The organism is Vibrio sp. 2096 (assembly GCF_033339595.1).
In the GTDB taxonomy this organism is placed as follows: domain Bacteria; phylum Pseudomonadota; class Gammaproteobacteria; order Enterobacterales; family Vibrionaceae; genus Vibrio; species Vibrio alginolyticus.
In genome coordinates, this window is record NZ_JAWOUX010000009.1 from 116602 (window position 1) to 133009 (window position 16408).

Genomic DNA, 16408 nt, shown 5'->3' on the forward strand with positions numbered 1-16408 from the left:
TTCATATGGCTCGACAACTTCATAAATTTACAAACACGATTGCATGGAAGCTCGATCGTCCGTCTTGGAATAAGGTGTTGAAAGATAGTAAAAAGCTGGCTCGACAACTCGATAAAGCTAACCCTGAAAATGTTCTTGGTGTTGGTGGTTCTCCTAGAGCTAGGCGACAACGACAACAAGATCAAGACGCTCACATCAAGCACTATCGTAAGCTCCAAAAAGAACAAGAGCAAATCGAGGCTACACAGAAGAAAGTGTTGCTACGATTTGCTCAATCCACAAGTGCAATTCGTGACATGGGTGTTGCTGAGAAGAAAGTTTTACTGAACAAGCTCAAACAAGCTTCAAGCACAGAAGAATTGCTTCACCTTGAGAAACGATTGAAAAACCAAATCTCAGATCGCAACCGCCGCGAGAAACAAAGGACACGAGAACTTGCTAAACAGAGCGCACTTATAACCCATCAGCACAATGAACGCCGTAAGGCGGCAGCGTCATCACTCAAGAACGCAGGTATGGCGGCAGGTTTAACGGTTGGTAGTTTAGCAGCTTTAGGCGCACAGCAGAGTTTACAACGGGCTACCGAACTTGACCAAGCCATTAAAAAGAGTGGTCTAGATGCTAAGACATTCCAAGATATTGCATCCGCCTCCGCTCATTTTGGTTTGAGTGCTGACCAAGTCGGAGACCAATACAAGGATTTCGCAGACAAACTTGGTGACTACCAATTAACCCAAGGTGGTGAGTTTAAAGATATTGCCGAGTGGCTCAAACAAAATAGTAAAATTTCAGAGAAGATGCTAAAAGAGCTAGAACCTCTCGAAGCTATGAAATTGATTGCAAAAGAAGCTAAACGCCGTGGCACCGATATGAATCAGCTTACATTTCTAATGGAAAATTTCGGTAACGATGCAATCCTTCAATTCAAAGCAATGGCTAACATTGAGCACATTCGAGCACAACGAGAACGATTTAACCTCAACCTCACACAGCAAGACTTAGATACATTAGTGAAAGCACGTCAAAACATTTCGTTAATCGGGGAAGGGTTTGGTCGCCTAATGGATGAATTTCTTGTTGGGTTTGGTGGAGGCAATATCAACTCCATTATGACTGACTTAAAAGAATTACAGCCTACTTTCCGACAAATGGGTGAATCTGTAAGGTCTTTCGTTAACACAGCTGTTAAACACGGTGATGAGATTATCACGATTGGTAAAACAATTGCTTCAATTTGGGTCGGTTCGAAAATCTTCACTGTATTAAGCGGTGGCTTGAGTGTTGTAAATACATTAACAAATGCATTCAAAGGTTTGTTCAAGCTTATTAGCCGTGCAGCAAGTGCACTAGGTCTTGGTAGTGCAACAAGTGCAAGTGTTAAAGGTGGTGCAGCCGCACGAGCAGCAGGTGGAGCACGAGCAGCAGCAGGTATGGCAGCAAGAGCTAACCCTTGGTTAATGGGCGGATACGCTGTATATGAGGGCAGAAAAGGCGGCTTGTTAGATCCTGAAAACTTTTTTGGTAAAAATAAATATACCGAGTTCTTAAATACCGATATCTTCGATCTAATTGGTCGTGCTGGTAGAGAGATCAGTTCAATTCAAACACAACATCAAAAAGTAGATGTAAATCTTCACGTCCGTTCTGATGTTGATAATTCTGGTAACATCATCCCTGTTGTTCGTGGTGAAATTGACCGCGCTGAGGATGATCGAATGGTGGCATTTTATAGCAACCTATCACCTTCAAATTAGTAACTAAAACATAGCACCCTGAGTGATAAAACTATGAGAATGCCCTGCCTTTTTGGTGGGGCTTTTGTTTGCTCAATATTAAAAATTTATGCCATAATCACTATCACACATTAACTAAGTTTTGTGTAACACATAAAAATATTGAGTAACTTGCTGATTTGGCTGACTTTATTGTATTTGAATTTCGTCTTCACAGACGTCTAGACCAGGATTGGTCTGCATTTTGCTATTTACCCATTTCAGTGGGATTTTTCGGTCGGACATTATACGTAACTTTCTTAGTTAATGTAAGCTAAATCGGCGCCATTCTCCACACCAAAATTCACTTCAAAAATGACCGAAATATTTGTCCTATTCTGCAACTTTTTTACTATTTAAAGCAGGCATTGCTCAACGAGAATCCCACTAATATCGGTCTTCCTGAACCACTTTAACCACGCGGTACCTGATAAAATTGTCAGGGTTACAACAATAACCACTTGGGGTGTGTTTACTGTTCGTATTGCTAGAAAGCAACGAAGAATAAGCCGTCCCTGTTTGCTGCTAAGTAATACCAATCACCGCAGACAATGAGCGCTCATAGCAAAACAAGGTCGTGGGTAACAAGACAAAAATTGTCTTTAAGTCATTAGTTCACATCAAAAATAACACTAATGCTATCGTGTACTCTGACTCACTAGGTTCGCTCTGCACTCTCGGCGATTGGCATAAATCAGACAAAAAGGAATAGAACAATGTCTATGCTAAATCTCGACCTAAATTGGATTTTTGGGACATCTCAAGATGACGATATGACAGGCACAAAAGGCTCTGAAACAACCGATATTTTCTTCGGCTTCTGTGGTGATGATAAGTTTGTAGGATACGGAGGTAATGATATTGTCTTCGGTGGCTGGGGAGATGATACCTTGCTTGGTGGCCGAGGTAACGACTTTGTTTCTGGCGGCTTTGGAAACGATTTCCTATCCGGCGGATTAGGAAACGACAAACTCTTTGGTGGCTGTGGCGACGACACAATTTTTGATTATTCAGGCAACAACTACTTGAGTGGTGGCTGGGGTAACGACACGCTCGTTGTTGGTGATGGTGAATCAGTACTGAGCGGTGGCTGTGGAGACGACACCTTCGTGCTTACAAACCGCCTGGCTATTGGTGTACCTGATCAGCCAGTATCTTCCAACGATATTGATGTTAAAGCCGACATTGTCGATTTTAATATTTTCCATGACAAACTTGTCTTTGATATGGGCCGAGACACTGATAACGATGGCATTCGAGATACGTTCTTGGATTCAGCGGATGATCTGACTTTATCTTACAATGAGTGTGGCTGGGCAGTATTCTCAAGTGATGAATACAATGTTGAAGTGACACTAAACGGTGTGAGCTCTGCATACATCAACTATGCAGAACAAAATGGTATCGACATTTTCGATTTTGCTTAACCTCAATCAATTAAGTTCAGTAAGATATTCGATATGACAACTAAAATAGGAGGCGCGATGCCTCCTATTTTGTTTGACGGTGGTGTGCGTCTACTATTCGAATGGTGCAGGGTCACCAGATCCCAAACGAACCACAACAGGTTCACCTTCGCTAAAGTCAATTACAGTCGTAGGTTGTTCACCTAAGTAACCGCCATTAAGAATCACATCAACCGCATGTTCTAGTTTATCGCGAATATCCTCTGGATCAGATTCTGTTACGTCACTGCCAGGTAGAATCAACGACGTAGACATCATCGGCTCACCTAATGCTTCCAACAAGTCCAAGGCAATTTGATTGTCTGGAACACGGATACCGATGGTCTTACGTTTTGCATTCATCAAACGACGCGGCACCTCTTTTGTGCCTTTGAAGATGAAGGTGTAAGGACCTGGTGTGTTATTTTTCAGCAGTCGGAATGCAGAGTTATCCACTCGGGCATAGAGAGAAAGCTCCGACAAATCACGACACAGCAAAGTAAAGTTATGCTTATCATCCAGACGACGAATCTGACAGATTCGTTCCAGTGCCTGTTTGTTCTCCAACTGACAGCCAAGTGCATACCCTGAATCAGTAGGGTAAACCACAACGCCGCCGTTACGAATGATTGCTACTGCTTGATTAATCAAGCGAGCCTGTGGGTTTTCTGGGTGAACGTAAAAAAACTGGCTCATTGTAATTCCTCATTATCGAGCCTCTCGGCTCTATATTTTTATGGGTTCTCGACTTCGTATTACTGAGTATTATTCAACGAAGGATCTATTCCCCAATCTTTCCAAACTGGTTCGACGCCAGCAGGCAACCATAGGTTCCTTCCTAGCTCCATCCACGGTGATGGGTAGTGAAAATCACTGCCTTGAGAGGCTAATAGTTTGTATTGTATAGCATAATCAGCCAAGTTGCGCCTTTCTTGTTGCGCTTGCTGTGGCTGTGCAACTTCCATCGCATCACCACCCGCTTCGACAAACGCTGCTAGAAGACGCTTAATCCACTTCGCTGTCAACTTATATCTACCAGGATGCGCTAATACCGCCATTCCACCAGCCGCATGGATAGCATCAACCGCATCCTTCATCGAACACCAATTCGGTGGTACATAACCTGGGTTATTACGCGTTAGGTATTTTTTAAACACCATTTGCATGGTTTTTGCGTAACCATTATCTACCAACCATTTCGCGAAATGCGCTCTTGTCACTGGAGCATCACCGGCGATTTGCCTTACCTCTTCAAGCACACCTACTCGAGTTGCTTTTTGTAGCCGCTCTGCAATTAACTCAGATCGTGTTATGCGATGCTGCTTCTGCTGTTCTATGAGGGCAGATAATTGTTCATTTTCCGGATCGATATTCAGGCCGACAATATGAATGTCTTTGTTTTGCCAGACGGTCGATATCTCAATGCCATTGATGATTTTTATCGGCAAATTATTATCTTGAACGTATTGCTTAGCTAACGCCAAACCGTCAACCGTATCGTGATCAGTGATCGCCAAAACCTCGATATCAAAACTCAGCGCCCTTTCCACTAAATCTTTAGGCTCTAACCGACCGTCCGATGCAGTGGTGTGACTATGTAAATCAATTCTCATATTTTTATCGTTTTAATGCCGTTTTGGGGTTGACTTTTTACTCTCGCACTAGTTAACTAGTACACAAATACAAAGTACGTAATTTAAGGTTCACCATGTTACAAGAATTTAACCAAAACCAAAAAGCGAAAGTTGCGGTTTGTCTTAATAAGGCAAACTCATCAGATCTTGCTTGGTGGCGCACTTGGACTAGTTCTTGGTGGGCAAACGTATACTTCTAGTTTATAGAACCAAACGTTGTAAAGCCCGCTACTTAAGCGGGCTTTTTTGTTTTGTTGCTCATTTCACATTCAACTGCCTAAACATTAATCGAATATAGCCAACTCTAGATTGGGAGAACGTTTGCTTTATGCGACTATGTACGGCAGGAAGATTTAAACAGCTACAAGGAGGTCTTGTGAACAAGGCCATTGAAATTAAGAAACTTGGACAGCTTGAAGTGCTAACGGCTTCCGTCCCTTATACTCAAGACCCGACTCGCTTGTTCCACACACTATGTGAGAACAAAACTGACAGCCTATTGCTGGAATCTGCTGAGATCGATTCAAAGCAAAATTTAAAATCCCTGCTGATCGTAGATTCAGCGGTTCGCATTGTTTGCTTCGGCCATACCGTTAGCATGCACGCCTTGACCAATAACGGTAAAAACCTACTGTCTCACCTAAACCAGAACATCCGTGGTGACGTTGAGAGCAAGTTCGATGGCGAAACGCTAACTTTGCAGTTTAACCAGCCATGCGACACGTTAGATGAAGACTCTCGCCTACGTGAAGCCTCTTCTTTCGATGCGCTGCGTTTGGTTCAGCATAGTTTTGATATTTCACAGCAAGACAAACACGCAATTTTCCTTGGTGGTCTGTTTGCCTACGACTTAGTCGCAAACTTTGAGCCGCTTGGTAATGCCGAAGCAACAAATCAGTGTCCAGATTACGTTTTCTACGTCGCGGAAACACTACTTGTTGTCGACCATCAAACGGAATCTTGCCAGCTTCAAGCGACGTTGTTTGTTGATGGTTCAGAGAAAACAGCGTTAGAGACTCGTATTGCAGAAATTAGCGCCCAATGTGCAGCGCCAAAACTGTTGCCGAGTGCAGAGCAAATAACAGATGTAACGGTAGAACCTAGCGTGTCTGATGCAGACTTCTGCCAAACCGTTCGCGACTTAAAAGAGTTCGTAGTGAAAGGCGATGTATTCCAAGTTGTACCGTCTCGTAGATTCACTCTACCTTGTCCTTCTCCACTGGCTGCTTATAAAGAACTGAAACAAAGTAACCCAAGCCCTTACATGTTCTACATGCAAGATGAGCTGTTCACTCTGTTTGGCGCATCACCAGAAAGCGCGCTTAAGTATGAAACCGATACCAACCAAATTGAAATCTACCCAATCGCAGGCACTCGTCGCCGCGGTAAGCGCCCTAACGGCGAGATTGATTTCGACCTAGACAGCCGCATCGAACTTGAACTGCGCACCGACATGAAAGAAAACGCAGAACACATGATGTTGGTTGACTTGGCACGTAACGACGTCGCTCGTATTGCTCAAGCTGGTACTCGCCACGTAGCAGACCTTCTAAAAGTCGACCGCTACAGCCACGTAATGCACTTGGTGTCTCGTGTGGTTGGTCAACTGCGTGAAGACCTAGACGCGCTGCACGCATATCAAGCATGTATGAACATGGGTACGCTCACCGGCGCACCTAAGATTCGTGCCATGCAGTTGATTCGCGATGTAGAAGGCGCACGACGCGGTAGCTACGGCGGCGCTGTTGGCTACCTCACTGGTGAAGGCACACTCGACACATGTATCGTAATTCGCTCAGCGTACGTTGAGAACGGCATTGCTCAAGTTCAAGCTGGTGCTGGCGTGGTGTTCGACTCTGATCCGCAAGCGGAAGCAGACGAAACGCGCGGCAAAGCACAAGCGGTAATCTCTGCTATCCAAGCAGCGCATAAGTCACAATAAGGAATAGGGTTCAGAGATGGCTAATATCATTTTTATCGATAACTTTGACTCGTTCACCTACAACCTTGTGGATCAGTTCCGCTCGTTAGGTCACTCGGTCAAGATTTACCGAAACAACATCCCAGCAGAAACCATCGAACAAGCGGTAAACGAGCTTGAAAACCCAGTGGTTCTGCTATCGCCAGGCCCTGGTGCTCCTTCAGAAGCAGGCTCAATGCCTGAGCTTATCCAACGCATTAAAGGCAAAGTGCCGATGATCGGCATTTGTCTTGGTCACCAAGCGATTGTTGAAGCGTACGGTGGCACCGTTGCTGGCGCGGGCGAAATCATTCACGGTAAGGTCTCTATGATGGAGCACCAAAACCATGCGATTTACCAAAACCTACCATCACCACTTGCAATTGCACGTTACCACTCGCTAGTTGCGACCAAGGTTCCTGAGAGCCTAACCATCACAGCAGAAGTGGATGACTTGGTAATGTCTGTTGTACATGAAGAAGATAAAGTTTGCGGGTTCCAATTCCACCCGGAATCTATTATGACGACCTACGGAGCAACACTGTTGGCCAATGCCATTGAATGGGCACTTGAAGAACAAACTTCAGCGAACCCACTCACTGCTTAAAAAGCACTTGGCACATAAGAAATTTATGAGAGGAAATATGGAAGCAATCATCAACCCTATTATTACCAAACTGTACGAGCAAGAATCGCTTACTCAGGAAGAGAGCCAACAGCTATTCGACATCATTATCCGTGGTGAACTAGATCCAATTTTGATGGCGTCAGCGCTGACTGCACTAAAAATCAAAGGCGAAACGCCAGACGAAATTGCAGGCGCGGCAAAAGCACTGCTGGCAAACGCAAACCCATTCCCTCGTCCAGATTATGATTTCGCGGATATCGTAGGTACTGGCGGCGACGGTCACAACACCATCAACATTTCAACCACTGCGGCGTTTGTTGCTGCAGCATGTGGTCTAAAAGTAGCGAAACACGGTAACCGCAGCGTTTCAAGCAAATCGGGGTCTTCTGACCTTCTTGATTCATTTGGTATCAACCTAGCTATGAGCGCAGAAGATACGCGCAAAGCGGTAGACGATATCGGTGTTGCTTTCCTATTTGCACCTCAATACCACGGTGGTGTGCGCCATGCGATGCCAGTGCGTCAAACCATGAAAACACGCACCATCTTTAACATTCTTGGCCCACTGATTAACCCTGCTCGTCCTAACATCGAATTGATGGGCGTTTACAGTGAAGAACTGGTTCGTCCTATCGCAGAAACCATGCTACAAATGGGTATGAAGCGCGCCGCTGTAGTACACGGCAGTGGTTTGGACGAAGTAGCAATTCACGGTGAAACAACCGTTGCCGAAATCAAAGACGGTAAGATCACAGAATACAAATTAACGCCTGCAGACTTCGGTCTAGAAGCGCACCCACTAGAAGCAATCAAAGGTGGCGATCCTGAAGAAAACAAAGCGATCATTACCAATATTCTGACGGGTAAAGGGACAGACGCACAATTGGGCGCAGTGGCAGTAAACGTTGCTCTGCTAATGCGTCTATTCGGCCACGAAGATTTAAAAGCCAACACGCAACAAGCGATTGAGGCAATGAATTCAGGCAAGGCGTACCAATTGGTACAACAACTTGCCGCACACGCTTAAGGAATTGAAGAAGATGACTGACTTCAACACTCAGCAAGTTGACAACCTGTCTGAACACGTTTCTAAGAAAGAAGCAGAAATGGCAGAAGTACTGGCGAAAATTGTCCGCGACAAATATCAGTGGGTAGCAGACCGTAAGATGTCTCAACCGCTAAGCACATTTCAGTCTGATTTGCTGCCATCGGACCGCAGCTTCTACGATGCTCTGAGTGGCGAAAAGACGGCATTCATCACAGAATGTAAGAAGGCATCTCCTTCTAAAGGTTTGATTCGTGATCACTTCGACTTGGATTACATTGCGTCGGTTTACAACAACCACGCAGATGCAATTTCAGTCCTAACAGACGAAAAGTACTTCCAAGGTAACTTTGACTTTCTTCCTCAAGTGCGCGGTCAAGTCAAACAACCCGTTCTGTGCAAAGACTTCATGGTAGATACCTACCAAGTTTACCTAGCACGTCATTACAGTGCTGATGCCGTGCTACTGATGCTTTCTGTCCTGAATGACGAAGAGTACAAAGCGCTAGAGGAAGCAGCACACAGCCTGAACATGGGTATCTTGACCGAAGTCAGCAACGAAGAAGAGCTTCATCGTGCAGTTAAGCTAGGCGCACGCGTTATCGGCATTAATAACCGTAACCTTCGCGACCTAAGTACCGATTTGAATCGTACTAAAGAACTGGCACCGACCATTCGTGAACTGGCTCCTAACGCAACAGTAATCTCAGAATCTGGCATTTATACGCATCAACAAGTTCGTGATTTAGCGGAATACGCAGACGGCTTCTTGATTGGTAGTTCACTGATGGCAGAAGACAACTTGGAACTTGCTGTACGTAAAGTGACCTTAGGCGAAAACAAAGTGTGTGGCTTAACGCATCCAGATGACGCAGCAAAAGCATATCAAGCTGGCGCGGTATTTGGTGGCCTGATTTTTGTCGAGAAGTCGAAGCGTGCGGTTGACCTTGAAGGTGCTCGCCTAACCATGAGCGGTGCTCCACTGAACTACGTGGGCGTTTTCCAAAATCACGATATCGATTTTGTTGCTTCTGTCGTGACCTCTTTGGGTTTAAAAGCGGTGCAACTGCACGGTCAAGAAGACCAAGCTTACGTAAACCAACTTAAAGCCGAACTGCCAGCAGCGGTAGAAATTTGGAAAGCTTACGGCGTGACTGATGCCAAGCCAGAACTACTTGCAGAAAACATTGACCGTCACCTATTAGATGCACAAGTTGGCACTCAAACCGGCGGAACTGGTCAAGTTTTCGACTGGTCACTGATCGGCGACCCAAGTCAAATTATGCTAGCGGGCGGACTGTCGCCAGAAAATGCTCAACAAGCAGCGACACTAGGTTGCTTGGGATTAGATTTAAACTCTGGTGTAGAAAGCGCACCAGGCAAAAAAGATTCACAGAAGTTGCTCGCGGCATTCACTGCTATTCGCAACTACTAAAGCTGGATATCAGCTAAAAAATTTAAAGCTATTCGTAGCGAAAAATACGAGAAGGAATATAACGATGGCAAAACTGAATGCCTACTTTGGCGAATACGGCGGTCAGTACGTTCCGCAAATTCTAGTTCCAGCACTGGAGCAACTAGAGCAAGCGTTTATCGACGCGCAAGAAGATCCAGAATTCCGCAGCGAATTCATGACGCTTCTTCAAGAGTATGCGGGCCGTCCAACGGCTTTGACTCTAACTCGTAACCTAACCAAAGGTACGAAAACCAAACTGTACCTAAAACGTGAAGACCTACTTCACGGTGGCGCGCACAAGACCAACCAAGTGTTAGGTCAAGCTCTGCTTGCAAAACGCATGGGTAAAAACGAAATCATCGCAGAAACAGGCGCAGGCCAACACGGTGTAGCAACTGCACTAGCGTGTGCGCTGCTTGGCCTTAAGTGTCGCGTGTACATGGGTGCAAAAGACGTTGAGCGTCAAAGCCCGAACGTATTCCGTATGAAGCTAATGGGCGCAGAAGTTATTCCTGTCCACTCGGGTTCAGCAACACTTAAAGACGCATGTAACGAAGCGCTGCGTGACTGGTCTGCAACTTATGAAGATGCACACTACCTATTAGGTACAGCGGCAGGTCCTCACCCATTCCCAACCATCGTGCGTGACTTCCAACGCATGATTGGTGAAGAAACGAAGAATCAGATTTTGGCACGTGAAGGTCGTCTTCCTGATGCGGTTATCGCATGTGTGGGCGGTGGTTCAAACGCGATTGGCATGTTTGCTGACTTCATCGAAGAAGAAAGCGTTCGCCTAATTGGTGTTGAGCCAGCAGGTAAAGGTATCGATACTGACCAGCACGGTGCACCACTTAAACATGGTAAAACGGGTATTTTCTTTGGTATGAAAGCGCCATTGATGCAAGATCCAAACGGTCAGGTTGAAGAGTCATACTCTGTCTCTGCTGGTCTTGATTTCCCTTCAGTTGGTCCACAGCACGCACATCTAAACGCAATTGGCCGTGCTGAATATGACAACGTGACGGATGATGAAGCACTAGAAGCATTCCAAGAAATTGCGCGTCACGAAGGTATCATCCCTGCTCTAGAATCTTCTCACGCACTGGCTCATGCACTGCGTATGGCTCGTGAGAATCCAGAAAAAGAGCAATTATTGGTCGTTAACCTATCAGGTCGTGGTGACAAAGACATCTTCACCGTACACGCCATCTTAGAAGAAAAAGGAGCAATCTAATGAGCCGTTATGAAAAGATGTTTGAGCGCCTAAACGAAAAGAACCAAGGCGCATTTGTACCGTTTGTAACGGTTTGCGATCCAAACGCCGAGCAGTCTTACAAAATCATGGAAACACTGGTCGAGTCTGGCGCAGATGCCCTTGAACTCGGTATTCCATTTTCAGATCCTCTTGCGGATGGCCCGACTATCCAAGGTGCGAACATTCGTGCTCTAGATTCAGGCGCAACACCGGATATCTGCTTCGAACAAATTGGTAAGATCCGAGCTAAGTACCCAGAGCTACCTATTGGCCTTCTGATGTACGCGAACCTTGTTTACTCTCGTGGTATCGAGAACTTCTATGAGCGTTGTGCAAAAGCAGGCATCGATTCTGTTTTGATTGCAGACGTACCAACTAATGAAAGTGCTGAATTTGTTGCTGCTGCAGAAAAGTTTGGTATTCACCCAATCTTCATCGCACCACCCACGGCAAGTGATGAAACACTGAAGCAAGTATCAGAGTTGGGTGGCGGATACACTTACCTACTCTCTCGTGCAGGTGTTACTGGCGCAGAAACCAAAGCAAACATGCCTGTAGGTCATATGCTCGATAGACTGAACCAATTTGATGCACCACCAGCGCTACTTGGTTTTGGCATCTCTGAGCCTGCACAGGTGAAACAAGCACTAGAATCTGGTGCGGCTGGTGCAATTTCTGGTTCAGCCGTGGTAAAAATCATTGAAGCGAACGTTGAGCAGCCACAAATTATGCTCGACAAGCTAGGTGAATTCGTTTCTGCAATGAAAGCTGCCACTCAAAAATAATTTCAGTTTGATATGACACAACAACGCCCGCTTAACATTATGTTTAGTGGGCGTTTTCTTACTATCGCGTTTATACCACGTCATTTTTTGTTCAACGCCCGCACTTTCCAAATCTATCTCAAGCAGAGCACTCAAAGAGTGTTAAGCTTGGGTAACTTAACTAACTCAATAAAGCAATGTGCAGTAAGGTTGCTACATGGAAGAAGTCAAAACACTGCTAGCCAAATGTCCTGTACTATCAGGGCTGCCAGATAAAGGGCTTAGTGAAGCAGCGCAAATGACTAAGGTTCGCTGCTTCGACGAAAAAGCACTGATTTGCAATAAAGGTGCGCTTCAATCTTCTCTTATGGTCATAGCTCAAGGTGCAGTGAGAGTGAACTCAATTAGTTCAAAAGGCAAAGAAGTCACACTGATGATTTTCGAAGCTGGTGGCTGGTTTGGAGACAATGTTTTTTCTCCCGGCATGCCTCGTATTTTTGGTGCGACCGCGCATTCTGACGTGACTGTAATGGAGCTTCCTGGAGATAAATTTCGCCAATTACTCGCCAAATACCCTCAAAGTTACCCCACTATACTCGACTTACTTAGCCGCCGCTTGTGGTCTGCTATTTCTGTTATCGAAGATGACGCGATTAGAGGAATTGAAGAACGAGTCGCCAAAAGGTTGCTGCTGCTTGCTGAATACCAACTTAATCAAGCGATCGATACTCGACCATGCGTTGTCAGGGTAACAAGAGAACATATCGCTAATATGATGGGGCTAACTCGTCAGAGTGTACACAAGATACTAAAACGATTAGAAAGTATCGGGATGCTAGAGCTAAACTATGGCTCAGTAACCATTACCAATCCGAAGCGCTTAGAAGAATACTTTAAAAAACTCGAGCAATAGATCCATTCAACAAACGGTAAGTATTGTCTAACGATAGCTAAAAAACTTATGCATCTAATTAGTTAAGAGCACAACACCATTTGCGCTTAGGCAAGTGGCGCTGTGACACAAAAACCATTGAATTGACTAAGCTATATTCAATTCAGATTTCAACTCACGTTTCAAAATCTTTCCTGTCGCACTCATCGGGAGGTGTTCACGAATTTCGACATAACGAGGATACTTAAACGAGGCTAATTGCTCTTTACCCCACTTATGTAATGAATCGGCGTCAATGTATTCTTTTGGTTTAAGTACAACGTAGGCTTTTATCTCTTCGCCATACTCTTCATTTGGAATCCCTATCACAGCTACCATTGAAACTGCAGGATGAGTCATGAAAACTTCTTCAATTTCTCTGGGATAAACATTAAATCCACCTCGAATGATCAGATCTTTCATTCTATCGACAATAAATAAATTACCTGAACTGTCAAAGCGGCCCACATCACCAGTATGGAACCAACCATTTTGTAGCGCAGATTCAGTAACTTCTGGGCGGTCAAGATATCCCTTCATAACATTATGACCACGCACAACAATCTCACCTTCTTCGCCTATCGGTAGTGCATTACCTTCAATATCGATAACTTTTACTTCGACACCTTGAACCGGTTGACCTACCGAGCCTGGTATGCGCTCCTGATCCAAATGATTAAAACATGCAATAGGACTTGTCTCCGATAACCCGTATCCTTCTAAGATCGGCACATTAAATGTTTCTTCAAAGGTTCGAAAGATTTCGGTTGGCAATGGCGCACCACCGCTTACTGCAACACGCAATGACGAGGTATCAAATTGATGCTGCACATGAAGCAGACCGATGTACATCGTTGGCACACCAGCAAATATCGTCACCCTATGTTTTTCCACCAGCTCAAGAACATGTTTAGGCTCAAACCTAGGCACTAACACCAATGTTGCCCCGCCCAAAACACTAGCATTTAAGTGGACGGTTTGACCAAATGTATGAAATAAAGGCAAAGTTACTAAGTGAATATCATCGGCCTGGCTGCCCATAATGTTTTGTGCCACCAGAGCGTTCATTATGATGTTCTGCTGAGTCAGTTCAGCGCCTTTTGGTAAGCCTGTCGTCCCTGATGTATACAAAATCACACATGTATCATCCGCATTACGCGGTATATAATCCGGCAACGGTTGGACATCGGCTATAAACGCATTGAGAGTTATTACACCATTCCAATAGCTTTCATCTTGAGATTGAGTCAATACGACTATGCCTTCGCATGTATCGACTTGTTCAAAGGCTTTGACACCCTCTTTTGCCATTGGCAGTTCTTTCGTCCCTTCAAAGCAGAAATAAAACTTCGCTTTTGAATCTTCTAAGTGATACTTAATTTCTCGCGCTTTCAAAAGCACATTTAATGGGACTGCAACCGCGCCAGCTTTTTGTATTGCATAATAAACAAACGCGAAAAAAGGAATGTTTGGGCATGAAATCGCAACGCGGTCACCTGGCTTTACGCCTTTATTGATTAAAGACGCTGCGATCTTGCCGGCGGTCGCATCAAACTGCGCATAATTTATCTTTTCAGTGCCACATATCAACGCCGTTTTATCTGGTTTACTCGCAGCATTTCTTTGTAACGCAGCAGCAAGATTCATCATAGTCTCTTCACCTCTTACTTGTCTTTCTCGTCTAATCAGCTCAGGAGCATTAACTAAGCAAGTTATCTCTAACACTGGATCGTCAGCATTTGAGTCTCACCAGTCATTACAATTTAACATTATGTTTACAACGCAATTAGAGCCAAGAATGTAAAGCAATTAACATTTCAGAAGGCAAATTAATAAAAGTGTGAGCTTGAAAGAGATGAATTGTTATAAATATCAACCCAAGTCACTAAAAACTCTGACTGCAATAGCAAATACAAAAGCGGTTAAAATTAACAAAAAGAAAACAAATAAAGAAAAATAAACTTGAACAATCCTAAGCGCGACCCTTATAAGAAAAATCAATAGCAAACGTTTGCTATTGAACAAAACTTTATCGTTCGTCAATAAAATATCGATTAATCCATCAATAATACCTTGCTGCATATTGCCAATTGTAAACGATAAGTGTAAAAAGCAAGGCGAGATAATTATCCGTAAATCCATTTATGGTTAGTGGGTAATTTTAGGATTTTACATTTTATTAGCACAGAGGTTATGGAAGTGTTAAAAGAAAAGAGTTTGCTAAACAACATTGGCGTACAAGTCGTAATCGCCATGATCGTGGGCACAGCCGTTGGTGCCATGATGGGTCATGATGCGACAGTGTTCGCTCCTTTAGGTGCTATCTTTATCAACTTAATCAAAATGTTGGTTATTCCTTTGGTCGCTGTAGCCTTGATTTCTGGCGCCGCTGGTCTTGGGAACAGCCAGTCAGCAGGTAAAGTTGGCATCGTCACTCTAGGTTATTTTGGTTTAACATCCGCCCTAGCCGTTGCGCTTGCACTATTTATGGGTGAAGTATTCCAACCAGGCATGGGTATCGACGTCTCTGGCGTTGAAGGCATGTTCTCAGCAGAATACGCTTCAAAAGGTGAACTACCTACTTTCTGGGCAACCATCACTGGTATGATCCCAACCAACGTTTTCCAATCACTAAATGAAGCAAACATCCTACAGATCCTCGTTTTCTGTATGTTCTTTGGTATTGCGATTTCTAAGCAAGCAAAAGAGCGTCGTGAACCAATCATCAATGGTGTTAACTGCATCGTTGACGCAATGGTTTGGATGATCAACAAAGTAATGATCATTGCACCTATCGGTGTATTTGGTCTGATGGCAGAAGCCGTCGGTACGTTCGGTTTTGGTGCGCTAATGGTGGTGTTTAAACTGTTCGTTGTTTACGTTGCCGCCATCCTAATCTTCGGTTTCGTTGTTTACCCAGCAATGGTGCATGTTTTCACGAAGACATCTGCGAAGAAATTCCTGTCTTCAATGAAGAAACCGCAAGCAGTTGCGCTTTCAACAGCGTCTTCTATGGCAACACTGCCTGTTACAATGGACACCTGTGAAAAAGAGCTGGGCGTAAAAAATTCAACTGCATCATTTGTTCTGCCTCTAGGCGCAACGATCAACATGTCAGGTAATGCGATTTACTATGGCTTGGTTGCTATCTTCTTTGCTCAACTGTTCAATATCGATCTAGGCATGGGCGCTTACATTGCAATTATCGTAACGTCTACATTGGGTGCGGTTGGTCAAGCGGGTGTTCCTGGCCCTTCTTTCCTAGTGGTTGCCGTGCTTCTTGCCGCTGGCATTCCAATTGAAGGTCTACCGCTGCTATTCGCTCTTGACCGTATTTTCGATATGATTCGTACAGCACTGAACATCACAGGTGATGCTGCATGTGCAGTTATCGTTGATGCGCTAATTGAAGAAGAAACGGCAGAAGCTGAGCTAAAAAAGCAAGAAGCCTAACCCTTTCTTGAATAGACCAAAAACCGCTCATAATGAGCGGTTTTTTTGTCTTTTCTTGCATTACG

14 protein-coding genes and 1 other annotated feature are annotated in these 16408 nt (G+C 44.6%); of the genes, 11 read left to right on the top strand and 3 right to left on the bottom strand.

Annotated elements, in window-relative coordinates; translation table 11 throughout:
* Positions 1-5: 5 nt before the first annotated feature.
* Positions 6-1754, top strand: coding sequence for a hypothetical protein (locus R7Q41_RS17080; protein ID WP_029849095.1), 1749 nt, complete (start codon positions 6-8; stop codon positions 1752-1754).
* Positions 1755-2488: 734 nt separating this feature from the next.
* Positions 2489-3199 (top strand): calcium-binding protein, encoded by a 711-nt coding sequence (locus R7Q41_RS17085; protein ID WP_005376796.1) that lies wholly within the window; start codon positions 2489-2491, stop codon positions 3197-3199.
* Between the two features lie 93 nt (positions 3200-3292).
* Here the strand turns inward: R7Q41_RS17085 and R7Q41_RS17090 are convergent, their stop codons facing one another.
* Complete coding sequence (locus tag R7Q41_RS17090; RefSeq protein ID WP_005376791.1) at positions 3293-3913, bottom strand: L-threonylcarbamoyladenylate synthase; 621 nt, start codon at positions 3911-3913, stop codon at positions 3293-3295.
* A 59-nt stretch (positions 3914-3972) separates the two neighbouring features.
* Entirely contained in the window at positions 3973-4830 is an 858-nt protein-coding gene (gene rnm, locus R7Q41_RS17095; protein WP_005386777.1) for an RNase RNM, read from the bottom strand.
* Positions 4831-4925: 95 nt separating this feature from the next.
* Between rnm and R7Q41_RS17100 the strand changes: the two genes are divergently transcribed.
* The 8 genes from R7Q41_RS17100 to R7Q41_RS17135 all read left to right on the top strand — a co-directional run bounded on the left by R7Q41_RS17100 (position 4926) and on the right by R7Q41_RS17135 (position 12872).
* Positions 4926-5051 (top strand): trp operon leader peptide, encoded by a 126-nt coding sequence (locus R7Q41_RS17100; protein ID WP_005376787.1) that lies wholly within the window; start codon positions 4926-4928, stop codon positions 5049-5051.
* Positions 4998-5101: a sequence feature (Trp leader region), on the top strand. It overlaps the preceding gene by 54 nt.
* Before the next feature lie 126 nt (positions 5102-5227).
* Complete coding sequence (locus R7Q41_RS17105) at positions 5228-6793, top strand: anthranilate synthase component 1 (protein ID WP_033905669.1); 1566 nt, start codon at positions 5228-5230, stop codon at positions 6791-6793.
* 16 nt (positions 6794-6809) lie between these two features.
* Positions 6810-7418, top strand: a complete 609-nt coding sequence (locus R7Q41_RS17110) for an aminodeoxychorismate/anthranilate synthase component II (RefSeq protein ID WP_318108794.1) — start codon at positions 6810-6812, stop codon at positions 7416-7418.
* A 37-nt stretch (positions 7419-7455) separates the two neighbouring features.
* Entirely contained in the window at positions 7456-8466 is a 1011-nt protein-coding gene (gene trpD, locus R7Q41_RS17115) for an anthranilate phosphoribosyltransferase (protein ID WP_017635721.1), read from the top strand.
* A 13-nt stretch (positions 8467-8479) separates the two neighbouring features.
* Positions 8480-9919 (top strand): bifunctional indole-3-glycerol-phosphate synthase TrpC/phosphoribosylanthranilate isomerase TrpF, encoded by a 1440-nt coding sequence (gene trpCF / locus R7Q41_RS17120; protein WP_318144597.1) that lies wholly within the window; start codon positions 8480-8482, stop codon positions 9917-9919.
* 64 nt (positions 9920-9983) lie between these two features.
* Positions 9984-11174 (top strand): tryptophan synthase subunit beta, encoded by a 1191-nt coding sequence (trpB, locus tag R7Q41_RS17125; protein ID WP_005445041.1) that lies wholly within the window; start codon positions 9984-9986, stop codon positions 11172-11174.
* Positions 11174-11980 (top strand): tryptophan synthase subunit alpha, encoded by an 807-nt coding sequence (trpA, locus tag R7Q41_RS17130; protein WP_025767264.1) that lies wholly within the window; start codon positions 11174-11176, stop codon positions 11978-11980. The genes trpB and trpA overlap by 1 nt, the downstream gene beginning before the upstream one ends.
* Positions 11981-12176: 196 nt before the next feature.
* The gene (locus R7Q41_RS17135) at positions 12177-12872 is read left to right on the top strand and encodes a Crp/Fnr family transcriptional regulator (RefSeq protein WP_182016734.1); all 696 of its coding nucleotides are present in this window, start codon (positions 12177-12179) and stop codon (positions 12870-12872) included.
* 126 nt (positions 12873-12998) lie between these two features.
* Here R7Q41_RS17135 and R7Q41_RS17140 read toward each other — a convergent pair whose 3' ends face one another.
* Positions 12999-14540, bottom strand: coding sequence for a long-chain-fatty-acid--CoA ligase (locus tag R7Q41_RS17140; RefSeq protein ID WP_213967816.1), 1542 nt, complete (start codon positions 14538-14540; stop codon positions 12999-13001).
* A 543-nt stretch (positions 14541-15083) separates the two neighbouring features.
* Here R7Q41_RS17140 and R7Q41_RS17145 point away from each other — a divergent pair.
* Positions 15084-16343 carry a dicarboxylate/amino acid:cation symporter gene (locus tag R7Q41_RS17145; protein WP_005376774.1) on the top strand — a complete coding sequence of 420 codons (1260 nt, stop codon included), beginning with the start codon at positions 15084-15086 and terminating at the stop codon, positions 16341-16343.
* The last annotated feature ends 65 nt before the right edge of the window (positions 16344-16408 follow it).